The organism is Pedobacter riviphilus, assembly GCF_014692875.1.
GTDB lineage: Bacteria > Bacteroidota > Bacteroidia > Sphingobacteriales > Sphingobacteriaceae > Pedobacter > Pedobacter riviphilus.
This window is the reverse complement of sequence record NZ_CP061171.1, coordinates 5,506,942-5,524,079: the sequence shown is the minus strand read 5'-3', so window position 1 is coordinate 5,524,079 and position 17,138 is coordinate 5,506,942. Positions and strand designations below refer to the sequence as shown.

At 36.9% G+C, this 17,138-nt stretch carries 19 protein-coding genes; 13 read left to right on the top strand and 6 right to left on the bottom strand.

The genetic code is table 11. From position 1 onward, the window contains the following. The first annotated feature begins 27 nt into the window (after positions 1 to 27). The 7 genes from H9N25_RS22925 to H9N25_RS22900 all read left to right on the top strand — a co-directional run bounded on the left by H9N25_RS22925 (position 28) and on the right by H9N25_RS22900 (position 4,898). The gene (locus H9N25_RS22925) at positions 28 to 681 is read left to right on the top strand and encodes a PH domain-containing protein (protein WP_167296374.1); all 654 of its coding nucleotides are present in this window, start codon (positions 28 to 30) and stop codon (positions 679 to 681) included. A 104-nt stretch (positions 682 to 785) separates the two neighbouring features. Beyond that, positions 786 to 2,135 (top strand): apolipoprotein N-acyltransferase, encoded by a 1,350-nt coding sequence (gene lnt, locus H9N25_RS22920; protein WP_330221065.1) that lies wholly within the window; start codon positions 786 to 788, stop codon positions 2,133 to 2,135. Continuing rightward, positions 2,132 to 2,410: a hypothetical protein gene (locus H9N25_RS25365; protein ID WP_330221064.1), complete on the top strand. Its 279-nt coding sequence runs from the start codon at positions 2,132 to 2,134 to the stop codon at positions 2,408 to 2,410. The genes lnt and H9N25_RS25365 overlap by 4 nt, the downstream gene beginning before the upstream one ends. Then, positions 2,403 to 2,864 carry a DinB family protein gene (locus H9N25_RS22915; protein WP_190327344.1) on the top strand — a complete coding sequence of 154 codons (462 nt, stop codon included), beginning with the start codon at positions 2,403 to 2,405 and terminating at the stop codon, positions 2,862 to 2,864. Before H9N25_RS25365 ends, H9N25_RS22915 begins: the two co-directional genes overlap by 8 nt. Before the next feature lie 6 nt (positions 2,865 to 2,870). After that, positions 2,871 to 3,377: a signal peptidase II gene (gene lspA / locus H9N25_RS22910; RefSeq protein WP_190327343.1), complete on the top strand. Its 507-nt coding sequence runs from the start codon at positions 2,871 to 2,873 to the stop codon at positions 3,375 to 3,377. 141 nt (positions 3,378 to 3,518) lie between these two features. Continuing rightward, positions 3,519 to 4,268 (top strand): M57 family metalloprotease, encoded by a 750-nt coding sequence (locus H9N25_RS22905; protein WP_167296370.1) that lies wholly within the window; start codon positions 3,519 to 3,521, stop codon positions 4,266 to 4,268. Positions 4,269 to 4,481: 213 nt separating this feature from the next. Further along, the gene (locus H9N25_RS22900) at positions 4,482 to 4,898 is read left to right on the top strand and encodes an OsmC family protein (RefSeq protein ID WP_086548955.1); all 417 of its coding nucleotides are present in this window, start codon (positions 4,482 to 4,484) and stop codon (positions 4,896 to 4,898) included. A 154-nt stretch (positions 4,899 to 5,052) separates the two neighbouring features. On the opposite strand, the gene H9N25_RS22895 is transcribed toward H9N25_RS22900, so the two are convergent. After that, on the bottom strand, positions 5,053 to 6,693 hold the full coding sequence (locus H9N25_RS22895; RefSeq protein WP_190327342.1) for an NAD+ synthase: 1,641 nt from the start codon (positions 6,691 to 6,693) through the stop codon (positions 5,053 to 5,055). Between the two features lie 49 nt (positions 6,694 to 6,742). Next, on the bottom strand, positions 6,743 to 7,417 hold the full coding sequence (locus tag H9N25_RS22890) for a porin family protein (RefSeq protein WP_190327341.1): 675 nt from the start codon (positions 7,415 to 7,417) through the stop codon (positions 6,743 to 6,745). Positions 7,418 to 7,447: 30 nt separating this feature from the next. On the opposite strand from H9N25_RS22890, the gene gldB reads away from it, so the two are divergent. The 4 genes from gldB to H9N25_RS22870 all read left to right on the top strand — a co-directional run bounded on the left by gldB (position 7,448) and on the right by H9N25_RS22870 (position 11,412). Next, positions 7,448 to 8,482: a gliding motility lipoprotein GldB gene (gene gldB / locus H9N25_RS22885; RefSeq protein WP_190327340.1), complete on the top strand. Its 1,035-nt coding sequence runs from the start codon at positions 7,448 to 7,450 to the stop codon at positions 8,480 to 8,482. A 60-nt stretch (positions 8,483 to 8,542) separates the two neighbouring features. After that, positions 8,543 to 9,313, top strand: coding sequence for a patatin-like phospholipase family protein (locus H9N25_RS22880; protein WP_167296365.1), 771 nt, complete (start codon positions 8,543 to 8,545; stop codon positions 9,311 to 9,313). 313 nt (positions 9,314 to 9,626) lie between these two features. Then, entirely contained in the window at positions 9,627 to 10,421 is a 795-nt protein-coding gene (locus H9N25_RS22875) for a M12 family metallopeptidase (protein WP_167296364.1), read from the top strand. A 73-nt stretch (positions 10,422 to 10,494) separates the two neighbouring features. Next, complete coding sequence (locus tag H9N25_RS22870) at positions 10,495 to 11,412, top strand: outer membrane beta-barrel protein (RefSeq protein ID WP_190327339.1); 918 nt, start codon at positions 10,495 to 10,497, stop codon at positions 11,410 to 11,412. On the opposite strand, the gene H9N25_RS22865 is transcribed toward H9N25_RS22870, so the two are convergent. The 4 genes from H9N25_RS22865 to H9N25_RS22850 form a co-directional block, all read right to left on the bottom strand. Further along, positions 11,409 to 12,125, bottom strand: a complete 717-nt coding sequence (locus tag H9N25_RS22865) for a 2-phosphosulfolactate phosphatase (protein ID WP_167296362.1) — start codon at positions 12,123 to 12,125, stop codon at positions 11,409 to 11,411. The two genes, H9N25_RS22870 and H9N25_RS22865, sit on opposite strands and share 4 nt — an antisense overlap. Before the next feature lie 88 nt (positions 12,126 to 12,213). After that, positions 12,214 to 13,293 (bottom strand): glycine cleavage system aminomethyltransferase GcvT, encoded by a 1,080-nt coding sequence (gcvT, locus tag H9N25_RS22860; protein WP_190327338.1) that lies wholly within the window; start codon positions 13,291 to 13,293, stop codon positions 12,214 to 12,216. 199 nt (positions 13,294 to 13,492) lie between these two features. Next, complete coding sequence (locus H9N25_RS22855) at positions 13,493 to 14,695, bottom strand: glycosyltransferase family 4 protein (RefSeq protein ID WP_190327337.1); 1,203 nt, start codon at positions 14,693 to 14,695, stop codon at positions 13,493 to 13,495. Between the two features lie 21 nt (positions 14,696 to 14,716). Further along, positions 14,717 to 15,325 (bottom strand): ribonuclease HII, encoded by a 609-nt coding sequence (locus H9N25_RS22850; RefSeq protein ID WP_167296359.1) that lies wholly within the window; start codon positions 15,323 to 15,325, stop codon positions 14,717 to 14,719. An 89-nt stretch (positions 15,326 to 15,414) separates the two neighbouring features. Between H9N25_RS22850 and H9N25_RS24805 the strand changes: the two genes are divergently transcribed. Then, positions 15,415 to 16,359: a TfoX/Sxy family protein gene (locus H9N25_RS24805; protein ID WP_223833489.1), complete on the top strand. Its 945-nt coding sequence runs from the start codon at positions 15,415 to 15,417 to the stop codon at positions 16,357 to 16,359. 90 nt (positions 16,360 to 16,449) lie between these two features. Further along, entirely contained in the window at positions 16,450 to 17,082 is a 633-nt protein-coding gene (locus H9N25_RS22840) for a prealbumin-like fold domain-containing protein (protein ID WP_167296356.1), read from the top strand. The last annotated feature ends 56 nt before the right edge of the window (positions 17,083 to 17,138 follow it).

The following is a 17,138-nucleotide window of genomic DNA, read 5'->3' as shown; positions in this document are numbered from 1 at the left end:
AACTACACATCAATTTTAAAAAATATTATGATTAGCATAGATAGATTTCTAAGTGACGAGCAAGACCCAAAAGCGGTTGAAAAAGTTATTGGAAAATTAAACGACCTTTTAACCGCAGGCGAAGAACTTTTATATTTAGCCGTACAGAAAAAACCAGCGGTAAACTTGTTGCCGGATAGCATCGCGATTTCGAACAAGCGCATTTTTTATTGCGAGCCAGGTAATTTAGGCTTAACCATGAACTTTAAAGACATTTCTTGGAAAAGCATTAAAGAGGTTTCATTTAAAGAAGAATTTTTTGGTTCTAAATTTATCTGTGTACCACAACATGGCGAAAATATCGTAACCGAATTTATTCCGAAAGTACAGGCGCGTAAATTGCATCAGGCTGCAAACCAGCAATTAGAAGAGTATAAGGAAATGCTCCGCCAGCAAAAACTGGAAGAAAACCGTGCAACGGCATCTCCCATTAATTTAAATGCACAGCCCTTTGCTGAAATTCCTGCTTACGAGCCAACTCCTGAGCCAGTACAACCTGTTATTCAAATAGCTGAAGTTGTAGAAGAGCCGGAAGACGAAACCACATTAAAATTACGCAAGCTTAAAACTTTGTACGATAAACACCTGATTACGCAGGAAGAATATGAAGCAAAAAAAGCAAATATTTTAGATAGTTTGTAAAACTAATCCCCTCAAATTGTCACGTTGAGCCGATCGAAGCGCCAGATTATAATTAATTAGCCCTTCGACAAGCTCAGGGTGACAATATTGCGCCAGCACTTAAAATGAACAAGAAACAAACTTACCTCCTCGCCCTCTTAAGTGCATTTTTACTATGGCTAGCCTGGCCACCAATGCCTTTTACCACACCATTATTGTTGATTGGTCTGGTGCCTTTATTCATTGCACTTAATTCTATTTCAGGCAATATCGAAAAGAAACAGGGAAAAAGAATTTTCTTAACTGCGGGCCTAACTTTTTTAGTCTGGAATACGGCATCAATTTATTGGGTATACAATGCCATAAGTGCTTATAATGGTACAGCAGTAGCCCTGCCTGTTTCTTTAATTCCTTATGGATTAGGCGCGCTTTTAATGACTTTTGCTTTTTGGTTATACTATAGGTTAGGCAAATACGTAAATAAACAGGTCGCCTACCTTGGACTTGTTGCCTTTTACATCGCTTTAGAATATTTGCAGCAAACCTGGGACCTGGCCTTCCCTTGGATGACTTTAGGTAATGGTTTAGCAGGAATGCACCAGCTGGCACAATGGTATGATTATACCGGTGTTTACGGAGGCTCACTGTGGATTTTAGTGAGTAATATCCTGGCTTTTGAAGCTTATAAGAAATTTAAATCACAAACAGGTTATTTAAGGTTTAGAACAACAGGAATCTGGCTTTTGGTAGTAATTATTCCCATTGGCATTTCATTAACCAAATACTTTACAGCAGCGCAAAAAGGCACACCAAGTAACGTAGTAGTGGTTCAACCCAATATAGATCCTTATCTAAAACTAGAGAGTATCCCTCCGGCAGAGCAGATCAGGATATTGACACACCTATCAGACTCGATCGGACAACCCAATACCGAATATTTTATCTGGCCGGAAACCGCTATTCCGAATTACGCGGATGAGGATAGAATCCGGAGCAATCCTGATTTTATCAATTTACAAAACTTCTTAAACAAGTACAAAAACGGCACTTTAATTACAGGAATTGAAAGCATTAGGTGGTACAATAATAAGAAAACAGTATCTGCAAAGAAGTATCCAGATGGGATGTTTTTAGATAATTTCAATTCTGCAATGCAAGTTGAAAACTCTGCAAACGTTCAATTTTACCATAAATCAAAATTGGTTCCTGGAGCGGAGAAAATGCCTTTTCCAAAAGTATTTTCTTTTATGGATGGCGTATTTTCACAATTAGGTGGAAGCGTAAGTGGTTGGGGATGGCAAGAAAAACCAAGCGTACTTTATGCACAAAGTGGTATCGGTGCTGCACCAGTAGTTTGTTACGAAAGTTTATGGGGCGATTGGATTGGTCAGCAGGTTAAAGATGGTGCACAATTTATTGCCATTATTACCAACGATGGCTGGTGGGGAATACCTCAGGAAAAGACCAGCATATGATGTATGCCAAATTGAGAGCTATTGAAACCCATCGCGATGTGGCCCGCTCGGCAAATACCGGAATTTCTTGCTTCATTAACCAACGCGGAGATGTAACACAAAGCACTAAATGGTGGACTAGAACTGCACTAAAAGCCAATATCAATCTGAATGACGAGATTACTTTCTATGTAAAAAGTGGAGATATTATTGCAAAATTCTTGAGTCTTACAGCCATTCTTTTAGCTTTGATCATTCCGTTTAGAAAATGGATCAGGAAACCAGGCCATGCTTAAACAACAATACGATTTCATTTTATCATCCAGGAATACCCTTTTAACTTACATTGGGAGTATTTCTGAACAGGATTTCTTAACCAACAACAGTTCGTTTGGCAGAGGCTCCATCAGAAATTTATTGGTCCACATTTGCCAAACCTATTGCGCATGGATTGGTGAAAGAGCCTTAGGCATTGAACAGGAGTTTTTACCTTTCGAAAGGTATCAGGCTTTACACGACTGCCAAACTTATTTTAACCAGGTAGATGGGTATATTGGCTTATTTATCGAAAAATTCAAAGGAAATGAGCTGCAGGAAATGGAGTTGAACAGAAATGGAGAGATTTTAAAAGTAAATCCATTAAAATTATTTACTCATGTTACTACCCACGAGTTTCATCACAAAGGGCAAATCATGTCGTTAAGCAGGCATTTAGGCTACATACCGATTGATGCCGATATAATCAGATAAAAAATTATGCGAAAAATAAAAAACCTCCGCTGGTCAGTATTACTCTTGTTATTAACCTTAAATTTTGGCTGCGATCAGATTTCTAAAAAAATTGTACGTACTGAGATTAGCGATTACGAACATATCAGTATCATAAAAGATCGCTTCACCTTAACCAAAGTAGAAAATAGTGGTGCCTTTTTAAGTCTGGGCGATGAGATGCCCTATATTTTTAGATTAATTATTTTAACTGGGCTTCCCCTGTTATTTCTTGGGTATGGACTGTATTTTCTTTTCGTTAAACGCAACCTTCCCATTAGCATGCAAATTGCACTCTGCTTTTTAATTGGCGGTGGTATTGGTAATTTATATGATAGGATTGTGCATGGATCGGTTACCGATTTTATGCACATGGACTTTTATATTTTCCAAACCGGTGTTTTTAATTTTGCTGATATTTCGATTATGATTGGCGTAGGCATGTTACTTTTTCAGTCGATTAGAAGTAATAGGCTAAAACAACAAATAGATTAGGGCAAAAGACAAGATCAAGATACACTAATTATAAATACAAAAAAACATGCATCAAAAATACATGTTTGTATTTTTTGTGTTATATTTATTCATGTAATACTCAATTGCAGCATCTTACGATCTAAACCAAAAACCTAAACTATGAAAAACCTATTTAAAAAGACTATGCTGATTGCATTGCTCTCAGTAGTGGTGATCTCGTGCTCGAAGAAAAACGAGATACCAGCAGATCAGGAAAAAGAAACTGTTCAAAATCAAAAAGTTCTTGCTTACATCAAAAATCTTGGATTTTCTGATGCACAGATTGTAGAAAGTGGAGATAATTATGTTGTGGATGGCGATATCGTATTTAGCAAAACCATGGAAGTTCCTGCGGATAATGGAAAACCGATAACAGAACAGTATTATAATGGAAATATTGTAACCAACAGTACTAACATCCGCATTAAAATCGACCCGTCTATAACCAGCATGACCAGTGAAATTAATTCTGCTATTAACCAATGGAATACGGTACCGAACTCGAAACTCAAATTTGTAATCACAACTGGTACGGTATATGATATTCTGATTAAGGTTGATAATACAATTGGAAGTTCTACCTGCGGGCAGGCGTATCTATCAACCTCAAACGGTAAGGCTGGTAATACGGTTTGGATTAATCAGAACCTGATTCAAAACAATTCTTTTGCGCAACGTACGAGAACCATAACACATGAATTTGGGCATACCATTTCATTTAAACACACCAACCAATCTACAACCATTAATGTTCCAGGGGTTGGTGGAACCGATGCTTTATCATTAATGAACGGTGGACAATGTGGAAGTGGTGCTACTGTTTTATCAGCAAAGGATAAGCAGGCTACCGCGGTATTATACCCTTTATAATATTATAATATTGTACCCTTTATAATTTAATAATCAGATAAATAACTTAAAAAGATCGTAAATGCAATAGAAGCTGTTTCTTTGAAGCAGCTTTTTTTTTAACAATATTTGAAAATGATTTTAACTCAAGGATTTCTTAACAAAGAATTGCCACCTTTAAACAAACATATTTTTATCTTTAGGTGTTAAACAATCTAAAAATAAAATCCAATCATGAAAAGAAATGCAACGGCCGTATGGCAAGGTTCAATTAAAGAAGGTAATGGTAACATCACCACACAAAGTACCACTTTAAATAATACTCAATATTCTTTTAATTCTCGCTTTGCAGAAGGTGTTGGTACAAATCCGGAGGAATTAATTGCTGCTGCACACGCAGGCTGTTTTACCATGAAATTATCTGCTAACTTAACTGAAGCAGGATTTACAGCTGATAAATTGGAAACTAAATGCGAAATCAACCTTGATCCATCTAAAGGTGAAATTGTAGAATCACACTTAACCTTAACCGCGTCTGTGCCTAATTTAACACAAGAAAAGTTTGATGAGTTAGTAGCTGATGCAGAAAAAAACTGCCCCATCTCTAAATTATTAAACACAACGATTACTGTTGATGCTACTTTAGCGTAAATAAATAATCTTTTTTGTCATGCTGAGGCACGAAGCATCTGAAATCGGGACTTCGTATCTCAGCACGACGTTTTTATAGCTACCTAAATTTAAAAATAAATTAACAGTTGGCAGTTTTCAGTTCGCCATTTAAACGCTTAAACCTTTCAACAACCTAAGCCATATATTTTCCTACAATCGGCATTCTTCTGCCCATACCAAAAGCTTTTGGCGATACCCTTAAAATAGGTGGTGTTTGATAGCGCTTAAATTCTGCAATGTTTACCATTTTTAGAATCCGCAGCACCAGGGCCTCATCAAAACCCTGCGCAATGATGGCTTTCGAGCCTTGTTTCTTTTCGATGTGCTGATATAATATTTTATCCAGAATTTCATATTCAGGTAAGGAATCTGAATCTTTTTGGTCGGGCCTTAACTCTGCTGATGGTGGTTTAACAATAGTATTGATCGGGATAATTTCCCTTTCTTTATTAATGTACCTCGCCAGCTCAAAAACCTGCATTTTATACACATCGCCAATTACACCAATTGCACCGCACATATCGCCATATAGTGTACCGTATCCCACGGCGCATTCGCTTTTATTAGAAGTGTTCAATAAAATATAGCCAAACTTATTACTCATAGCCATATTAATAATACCACGTATTCGGGCCTGGATATTTTCTTCTGTTAGGTTAAAAGGCAAGCCTTTAAAAGCTGGAGCCAATATATGATCAAAAGCTTCTGCAACTTCTTTAATTGGCACAATTTCGTGCATGCAGCCAATATTGTTAACCAAATCCAAAGCATCTTGAACAGAATGGTCTGAAGAGAATTTAGAAGGCATTAAAACGGCCATAACATTCTCTGGTCCTAAAGCGCGACAGGCCAAGGCACAAACCACGGCTGAATCAATTCCGCCAGACAGCCCTAAAACCGCTTTACCAAAACCAGATTTCCTGAAATAATCTTTTATACCTAAAATCAAAGCATCATGAATCTGTTCAATATCTGTTAATCGTTCTGATTGGGGATATTTATTACGCACATTTTCAACTTCTTCCAGGTCAAAAACCTGAAGATCTTCTTCAAAATACTTCATTTCTGCCTTCATGGTTCCATCAGCATCGAAAACCAAAGAACCACCATCAAAAATAATTTCGGTCTGTGCGCCAACCTGGTTTACATAAAATACAGGTAGGTTATACTTTTTTGCATTATCGGCTAGTACTTTTATACGTTCATCATCATGGGTGTAAGAGAAAGGAGATGCCGCAATATTAATCATGATATCGGGCTGCTCTTTAATCAGTTCATCCATTGGATTTGATACATATAATGGATTATCATTGATATTCCAAAGGTCTTCACAAATGGTTAAGGCAATTTTTTTACCCTTAAAATCGATACAGTTAAATTGTGTGGCAGGTTCGAAATAGCGATATTCATCAAACACATCATAAGTTGGCAACAGTGCTTTTTTAACAACGGCCTTAACTTTTCCTTCTTCGATAAAATAGGCCGCATTGAACAGATCTTTTCCCTGTAAAACCTCATTTTTAATCGGCAGGCCAACAATACAGGCAATATCTGTACAATGTTTGGCAATTTCCAGAGCAGCAGTTTCACACAATGCGATAAACTCATCAAACTCCAAAAAATCTCTTGGCGGGTAACCACAGATAGCCAGTTCAGCAAAAACAACCAGATCAGCTCCTTTATCTTTCGCCAATTGAATATTTTCGGTTATTTTTTTAGTATTGGACTCAAAGTTTCCGATATGGTAATTGAGTTGTGCTAGCGCTATTTTCATGGTTGTAGTATAAAATAATGAGAATCAAGTATCAAGACAAATATTCCGATTAAAAGAATACGCCGAAATTAAGCGCCAAATAATGATTTCTAACATCTCTGGCTTTATCTGTTACAATATTGGTGAAACCATTATTAAAAGTTAAGCCGGCAACAATGCTGGTATTTCCTGAAATATCAAATTCGCCACCACCACCGATAATTAATCCGGCACGGTAAAGTTTAATGTTATCAGATACGTTTAAATTATCGCCAACAACAGCTCCACCCGTTACAGCATCTTGCTTAGCACTGATATTGATTGAGCTTGATAATCCAAACTGGCCATACCAGCGTTTTCCATCAGTCTTTACCGTTTTTAGTTTAATGGTTAAAGGCAAGTCTACATATTGTAGTTTATACTTTAAATCATAAGCTTTCGGTGTTGTACTGCTACTGCTTGCATAATAAGGTAAAACATTGGCCTCCGTACTTTTACCATTAATTGAGGTGATGGTTAAAGCAGTAGAAAAACTATAATTCGGGGCAAAATTAAAATCACCAATTAGGCCATAAGAAAAGCCCAAAGCTATTCCGTCTGTTTTTCCTTGCTCCGGTTTAATCCAACCAAAAGTTGGGGTAGCGGTTAAACCTAACCTAAAACCGTAACTGGTTAAAGGAGAATTTTGCGCCCATGCGCCAATACTTAAAAGAGATAAAATTAAAATGGTCGATATTCTTTTCATGCTATAGGTGTTTATATATATTTGTTGTACATGATGTATAACGTAAAACACTGGCAAATTTATCTAATTTTTCTTTTTGCCATCACATTTATTTCCTGTAGGCAAAGCAACAGGCCCGATGTAAGTAATATACCGGTAAACATTAAAATAGAAAGATTTGATAACGAGCTATTTGCCGGAAAAAATAAAGATGTTATTGCCGTAGATAAACAACTTGCTTCGAAGTACGGCATGTTCTATGATGATTTTATCCGCCAGATTTTAGACAGTAAATATTCAAGTACCGAATCGTTAACCAATTTATATCGCGATCAGGCCTATACCGATCTCAGTAAAGAAGTAGATAGCGTTTTTCCAAACTTAAAAGTACAGGAAGAGGGACTAAACGAAACTTTTAAATACATTAAATATTATTATCCAAAAGCGAAAATTCCAAAATTTATTTCTTTCGCATCAGGTTTTGCCTACCAAATGCCGGTAGGAGACAATTATTTGGGCATTGGTTTGGATATGTTCCTTGGCAAAGACAGTAAATTTTACAGGGCCATTGTGCAAAGTGTACCCTTATACCTTTCGAGAAGATTTGCGCCTGAATATATTGTACCCCGTGTGGCCGAAACATATGCCCACGAGGAACTTTTTGCTGAGCCTGATGAGAATAGAACCCTCTTATCTAAAATGATTTTCCAGGGAAAGGTTTTATATTTTCTAGATCAGGTATTGCCTGAAAACATAGCCGATTCTACCAAAATTGGATACACCCAGCAACAATTGGATTGGGCGCAAAATTTTGAAGGTGATATTTGGGCATATTTTTTGGAGAACAATTATTTATATGAAACCGATTACCAAAAGATCCAGGTATTTTTATCAGAAGGACCTTTTACCCCTGGTTTAGGCGAAAATAGAGATTCGGCACCAAAATTGGGTGTATGGACAGGCTGGCAAATTGTAAGGAAATATATGAAAGTGCACCCTGATGTTACTTTACAACAATTAATGGCAGATAACGATGCACAGAAAATTTTAAATCAATCGAAGTATAAACCGAAACAACGGAAATAGTTTTCAGTTGCCAGTTATCAGGTAACCGATTAACCAGTTTAAACAATTAACCTCAAAAAAATGAAAGTTGGCATTGTATTATCAGGTGGTGGTATTAGGGGAATAGCACATTTAGGCGTTTTAAAGGCGTTTAGCAATTTGGGCATTACCTTTAGTCATATTAGCGGTACCAGTGCAGGAGCAATAGCAGGAGCCTTTTTTGCAGCAGGCATAGATCCGGAAGAGGGATTAAATATTTTCTTAAAAACAAAACTTTGGCGCTTTGTGAGACCCGCAGTAGGCTCATTAGGTTTAATTAATATCGAAAACACAGCTTTAATTTTAAAGGAATACTTTCCTGATGATACCATTGAGAAGCTTAAAATTCCACTAACCATTGCCGCAGTAAATTTTAGTGAAGGCCGATTGGTTTATTTCACAAAAGGACCACTTATCAGGGCCATTCATGCTTCTAGTTGTATACCCGGCATTTTTAAACCCATTATGATTGATGGTCAGATGTATGTAGATGGTGGCATTTTAAATAATTTCCCGGTTGAACCCTTAATGGATAACTGCGATTTCATTATAGGCTCTTCCTGTAACCACCTCAAACCAGTTGATAAAATTACAGGTATTACCAATTTAATGGGCCGTGCAGGTATAATGTCTATCAACCATGACATGGAAAGAAAAGCCAAATTCTGTAATGTATTAATAGAACCAAAAGGTTTAGGAGCTATTAGTACATTCGACATGAAACGTGCAGAAGATATTTATTGGCTGGCACACGAAGAAGCACTAATTACAATTAAAAACAGCCCAACAATTTCTGAATTAATTACCAAATAAGGTTCATCCAAATATCGTTTCGCCCAAATTGCAGTATTAAAACTACATAAATATAGTTTTATAAAACAGATAAATCGAGTGTAAATAATACACTTATGCAATAAAAATATTACATTTCTCTTGGTAGTAACATATTAATATTTTACTTTAGGATTATACTTCACATATGTACAGGAAAATAACCTAATTGTCTATCTATGTTTTTCAACCTCATTATTCTTTTCCAAAGAAGAAGAATTCCTGTTTTCACAATTTTCTAACTTGATTTCCAGCCAAAAACAGATCATTATTTTTTACCTAAAAAACCTAAAACATGAAATTTTTAAAATTAAATAAAACCTTATTAACTGCCCTTGCGCTAACTACAGTATTATACGCTTGTAAGAAAGAAAGACCAACAGAAACTACAAATTTAGAAAAACCAGAAATAGCTGCTGTTAATCCGCTTGGTAATATTCAGATCTGTACAGAAAGATCTTTAGATGGTACTACCCCAAGAGGTGCCGTTCTAAAATCGACAAAATGGACTCCTGGAACGACGATTAAAGTAAGTTTAAATGGAAGCACTTCAGCCATCAGAACCAAAGTGATCCAGTATGCCAGAGAGTGGGAACAATACGCGAACATTAAATTCAATTTTGTAACAAACGATAATACCGCTAAAATCAGGGTAAGTTTCGTAAGCGGGGATGGATCTTGGTCTTACATTGGAAAATCTACACCGAGCACTGGCGCTACCATGAACTTTGGTTGGCTAACAGCTAGCACTGCAGATTCGGAGTATAGCCGTGTGGTGATACACGAATTCGGTCACGCTTTGGGTATGATCCATGAACACCAGCATCCTTTGGTTGCTATTCCTTGGGATAAACCAGCCGTTTATGCTTATTATGCAGCTGCTCCAAATTACTGGACACAAGCAGATGTTGACAATAATTTATTCGCAAAATACAGTACAACACAAACCAATTATAGCGCTTATGATAAATATTCGATCATGCACTATTCGGTTCCAAACGAATTAACCATTGGTGATTATGAAGTGGGATGGAATACCGTATTATCTCCTACTGATAAAGCATTTATCGCCTCAGTATATCCATTTTAGAAAATAAATAATTACACATAGTGGTATAATTGGCCACTATGTGTATTTTACTGTTATAAAATAAAAAATAGATATGCTCATCGCTTTTCGGATTCCCTTTTTCAAACAATTTTTAGCCTGCTTAATCCTTGTTCTATTCTGTAAAGTCGCATCCGCACAAGATAGCCCACACCGATGGAACATAAAGCCTTATATTGGTCTCCAGCAATCTAAATTTGATTGGTCTATTGCAGGCAATGCGGCCGGAGCTAATCCAAATATATTATCAGAATTAATCTGGAAAAATCTTAAGGGACCCGGTTTTGGATTAGATATCAAATACAACATTACCAAACGGTTCAGTGTTAAAGCCACCAACCAATATAGCAGCATAACCAAGGGCGAAGCAGAGGATACCGATTACGCAGAAGATAACCGACAAGGTGCTTTTTATTTTGATCTGCTCAACGCAAATAAAGGTTACTTATACGATGCCAGTTTACAGCTCAGTTATCAACTTCTAAAATTTGGAGAATTTAACATCAATCCGATTGTTGGCCTGTCATATAATCAGCAAAAATTTCACCTATTAGAAAGTGCAAATAACCCAGATAGTAAAGGCTTAAACTCTACCTATGAAGCAAGATATAAAGGCTTCGATTTTGGAACAGAGCTCGTTCTTAAAACACAGAAATTTAGTATCTGTGCTACAGTTTTAGGTAGTTTTTATACTTATTCTGCAAAAGCCAACTGGAATTTAATCCCCAATTTTGCAAAACCAGTAAGTTTTACACACAAAGCAAATTCCTTTTCGTTAAGTGGCGGTATTAACCTGGCTGTACCATTAAACAAAAGCTTACAGGTAGAGGTTGATTATAAGATCAATAACATCAACACGTATTCCGGTGTAGATAAAGCTTATTTTAATCGTAAACCAACAGAGGAAACTCAATTTAATGGCGCAAGTTTCAGAAAAAATGCAGTATTGCTGGGGTTAAATTTTGGCTTTTAATTTTTTAAGGCCACCAAACGTTCGCCCTCTAATACCGGAATTGTTTTGCACAGATTTAGCTGCAAACAGAAAACAACATCTTCTTCTATATTCAGCTGAGCCAAGCGGTGGCTATGTGATGATTTGTGAAGATATTTCCTCAAATCTGCCTTAGCTAAGCCATACAAATCTTCTGCCGCCACGCTAGAATCATCAAAATGTTCGAAATTTTGGCGGAGATTATTTACCACCGCACCTGCAAAAAGGGTATCCTCTAAATTGAACTGATCTTTCCAACCAGCGCAAAGCAAAAGCACATTTTTATCCTGGCTTTTCAAATAATTGCAAAGTGAATCTAAGTTCAGAAAAGATCCAATTACAACCTGATGGGCCCTTTTCTGTGCCAAATGCAAGGCCTTGGTTCCATTCGTAGTTGTTAAAACGACTGTTTTTCCGTTTACTTTTTCATGGGTATAAGAGAATGGCGAGTTGCCGAAATCGTATCCTTCGACTACCTCTCCATTTCTTTCTGCCGCCAATAAAAATCCGCTATTACGATAGTTTAAACAATCTTCTACGTTAGCCACAGGGATGATTGCTTCAGCACCATTATCTATCCCATAGGTAATTGACGATGTCGCTCTTAAAATATCGATAACCACCACAATACTCTGCTCGATATCGTATAAATCGATCAAGGCTGGAGTTAAACATACTTCTATTTTTTTTGACATATGGGGAGTATTAAAGTATCACGTATTTAGTATCAAGTAGCAAGACAAATTCATCTCGCTACTTGATCCTTAATACTTAATACTTCATCTATTTATAAAAAGGAAACTTAACCACTTTAGCCTTAATTGGCGTATTGCGGATTAAAATAAAAACTTCAGTTCCTTCTTTAGCGAAATCTTTAGCAACGTAGCCCATACCTATTGCTTTTTGCAAAGAAGGTGCCTGGGTACCAGATGTTACTTTACCGATGATATTTCCTTCGGCATCAGCAATTTCATAATCATGACGCGGAATACCACGATCGATCATCTCGAAACCAACCAATTTCTTTTGAATCCCAGCTTCTTTCTGCGCCAATAACGCTTCTGAATTGGTAAAAGATTTAGAAAACTTAGTAATCCAGCCCAAACCGGCCTCAATAGGCGAAGTAGTATCATCAATATCATTTCCGTATAAACAGAAACCCATTTCTAAACGCAAAGTATCGCGGGCGCCCAAACCGATTGGCTGAATGTTATACGGTGCTCCTGCCTTAAAGATAGCATCCCAGATCTGATCGGCATATTGGTTTTCGAAATAAATCTCGAAACCACCAGCTCCGGTATAACCTGTTGCAGAAATCACGACGTTATCAACGCCAGCGAAGGTACCTTTAACGAAAGTGTAATATTCCATTGATGCCAAATCAACATCAGTCAAGCTTTGTAAAGCATCAGCTGCTTTTGGTCCTTGAATAGCCAAAAGAGAAGTTTGATCAGAAATATTGTGCATTTCTACATCTTTCGAATTGAATTGTTGAATCCAGTCCCAATCTTTTTCGATGTTTGAAGCATTTACCACCAACATATAGGTTTTATCATCTATTTTGTAAACCAAAAGATCATCAACAATACCACCATCTTTATTTGGCAAACAAGAGTACTGAACTTTTCCATCATATAATTTAGCAGCATCGTTACTGGTTACACGTTGAATAAGATCTAATGCGTTTTCACCTTTAAGAATAAATTCGCCCATGTGGCTTACATCAAAAACACCTACGCCATTACGAACAGTTGCATGTTCGGCATTAATACCCTCGTAAGTAACAGGCATATTGTAACCTGCAAATGGAACCATTTTAGCGCCTAAAGCGATGTGTTTTTCTGTTAATGCGGTGTTTTTCATCCGTAAATTTTATTTTTTATGATAATGAAGCCAGTATAGCTGATATTCTGTGAATTATGACGACTTTATTCGTTATTCTTCTTGGGGTGCAAAAGTACTAAGAAAAAGATAAAATTTTGAGGTTAATTTTAAGGAGTTTCTAGATGGTTTTTCTATTCATCCGTCATGTTGAACTTGTTTCAGCATCTCTTAGAGATACTTACACACTCACCAATTCTTCATAAATCTTCAGCATTTTACTGGAGATCAAATGCACACCATGGTCGTTCTCCACTGTTTTCCGGGCGTTCTCTCCTATTTCTACCCAACGTTTAGGGTTGATGATGCATTGCAAAATTGAGCGGTAAAATTCATCTGCAGAGTCAGCAATTAAAATATCATGTCCGTGCCTGCAGTTAATTCCCTCAGCCGCCGTGGTTGTCGCTATAATGCATTTTTTCATAGCCATTCCTTCAATAATTTTTACGCGCATTCCGGTCCCAGAAATTAACGGCACAATCATTATTGCTTTAGAATTCATAAACTCTACCGCATCGAAAACTTCTCCCTCTACAATCAGGTTTTCTGAATCGTATTCGAAGAAATGTTTCTGCATGTTTTTCCCTGCAATGTAAAACCGGAGATCCTTATTCAACTTTTCGATATCGGGCCAAATATCATCCAAAAACCATTCTAGTCCTTCCTGGTTTGGTCGCCAATCCATTGCACCTAAATGAAACAGTGTAGGAAAACTGGTTTTACTTTTATCTACTTTATATTTTTCTAAATCGATTGCAACGGGAAAAACCGACATCGGAATTTCGCAGCCAAACCTTAATATACTTTGCCGATCGGGTTCACTAATGGCAAAAATATGGTGGAAACGGTTAATCTGATCGGTTTCGTATGCTTTAAGCCGCTGGGCTAAAAAAGCTAAATACTTGCGGCGGATTAAAAATTTTTCTGAATGAGAAAGACGTTCCCAAAGCGTAAATTCGATATTGTGTGCCCGATAGATGAGCTTGGCATTACTGTTTGCCTTAACCACATCGAGATAAGGAACAACAAAGAGACCTTCGAATTGGATGATATCAAACACGTTTTCGCGTAGAAGGTTCTCTAACTGCCGCGCGGCATCTTCACTATAATAACGGGAAACGTTATAAGATTCGTTCGTAAAAATATTAAAAAATGCCGACCATACATTTACATCGGTATCTAAATCGTAGGTATGATATTTAATCTGTTCAAAAATAGGATCGTAGATATCTTCGATATCGATCCGTCCTTTTGTAGGATTGAGGCTAAACAAAGTAATATCTGCACCAAGTTGCAGCAAGCCTTTTATGGTGTTATAAACCACAATGGGATAACCACTATTTGGCGGAAAGGGAACCCGCTTAGTAATCAACAGTATTTTCACAATGTTGTAAAATACGAAATTTTAGGTGTTTTTTGAAAACAGTTCTAACTGAGGGTCGCTCACATTAAAAGTTTTGCGGTGAAACGGCGATAAACCGATTTCAATTACAGCCTTACGGTGCGCAATTGTTGGGTATCCTTTATTTTGCTGCCAATTATAATGCGGAAAATCGACATGCAGGTTCGTCATATATTCATCGCGGTGGGTTTTGGCCAATATAGATGCTGCAGCGATATTTAAATATTTACCATCGCCTTTAATAATACAACTATGTGGAATCTGCGGATAGGTTTTGAAGCGATTGCCATCAATTACCAAATATTGCGGCTGGGTATGTAATTTTTCGATTGCCCTATGCATGGCCAGAAATGACGCATTTAAAATATTGATCCGGTCTATCTCTTCATGATCACAAGAAGCTACGGCCCAGGCCAAGGCTTCTTTTTCGATAATTGGCCTTAACAAAGCCCTTTGCTCATGTGATAATTGCTTAGAATCATTTAATCCTTCTAACACAAATCCTTTTGGCAATATTACCGCTGCGGCAAAAACAGGTCCTGCAAGGCAACCTCTTCCAGCTTCATCACATCCGGCCTCTAATAATTCTTCCTGATAACAGTTTAACAACATGTTGCAAATTTAATTAATTTATTATTTGCGAAAGGAAGGTTAAAAGATTAAATTGTTTTAATTAAGCCTGCATTACCCTATCTTACTATATGCTCAGATTTCTCAACGTAATATGGATGTTATTTATCAGTCATTCGGTGATTGCGCAGTTTGGTCCCCTAAAAAATCTTTCAATAGAGGAGGAATCAAAGTTAATGGTGTACAATTCTAAATGTGTACACAGAGATAAATATAGTCCTTCCCAAAGGCAACTACTTTATCCTTTTAACCAGACAGTATTCATTTCTTTAATATCTTTTCAAGATACAGTATCTGAATTTTCAAGCCATCTGCCAATTAAAAAAGGAATTTTAGATACCGGAATGGTAAAGGAGGAAATCAGATTATCTAAAGCAGACATTAATAAACTGACAGATTTACTTTTTAATTATGGTTATAGATCTAAAAAGTATGGAGTGATTGAAGACAGAATGTCCTGCTATGACCCCCACAATGCCATCTTATTCTTTAACAATCAGAGAAAAGTAATCTCTTATATCGAAATCTGCTTCGATTGCCTACGCATGAAATTTAGTTCAGAAAAAATAAAAGTTGGAGAAAACTGCACTGAAAAGTTCAGTATCCTCAAAAATTTCTTCACATCAAAAGGAATCAAATTTGTATCAATAGACCATAGACCATACGGATTAATTATGAGAGCTTATAACGAAACCCTAGCCCTTCGCGTTGCCGAACGTTTAATGCATATACAAGATGTAGAGGAAAAAGAAATGTTCAGCGGACTTGTTTTTATGGTTAACGGTAAAATGTGCCTTGGTGTCTCCAAAAATAGCATGATGGTAAGGCTCGACCCCAATACTTTAGAAAATTTATCCGATAAAGATGGCTGGCAGCAGATGGTTATGGGTGGCAGACCAATGAAGGGGTACATCTCGGTATCAGAAGATGTTTTAGGCCGAAACGATGAGCTCGATTTTTGGGTTAACCTTGCCCTGGCCTTTAATCCTTTTGCCAAGGCATCTAAAAAGAAATAATCAGAAACACAATCTATTGCCCCACTCCTCATTCAAAAACTAGCAAGAGCCATATTTTTTGATTAATTTTATATTGACTAATCAAATATTATGAAAAAACAGGCTTTTATAGCGGTATTTCTACTATGTATTTCATTTACCATTCTTGCTCAGGTTAAAAGAAGCAGTACATCAACAGAAACTAAAGAAACAAGTACACAACAATTAAGAACTCAGGCACCCGAAGGGCATTATTGTGATTATTGTAAACTAAATTATCCCGAATCCCATTTCCCTTGTATTATGAAATCCATTAAAGGCAAACTGGATGTGACCACGGGAGAGGTAAGTTTTGTTGCCGGACAACCTATTGGTGGAATTGTAGTAAAAGGCGCTAAAAACCCTGGAGACAACACAATTACACTAGTAACCAACCAAAACGGGGAAATAGAGTTTAACAATGCCAGTGCAGGGAATTATAAATTTATCATTTTAGTACCTTCTACCAATCCTAAATCACGGGTGGCGGGATCACCAATTGGCGGGATAATAGTTAAAGGCGGCAAAAATCCCGGGGGCAATTTAATTACTTTAATTACGAACGAAAATGGCGAAATCGAACTCAACAATCTTCCTGTAGGCACCTATAAATTCACAGCAATGGGAGCTTCTGCAACGGAAAAGAGCAACCCGTTATACAAATCGAGTTATTCTGAAAAGGTAAATCCTTTATATAAAAACTAAAATCGTTAAATTTACACTACCTTCCATTTTTTGGCACCATTATGGAATCTTTCAAG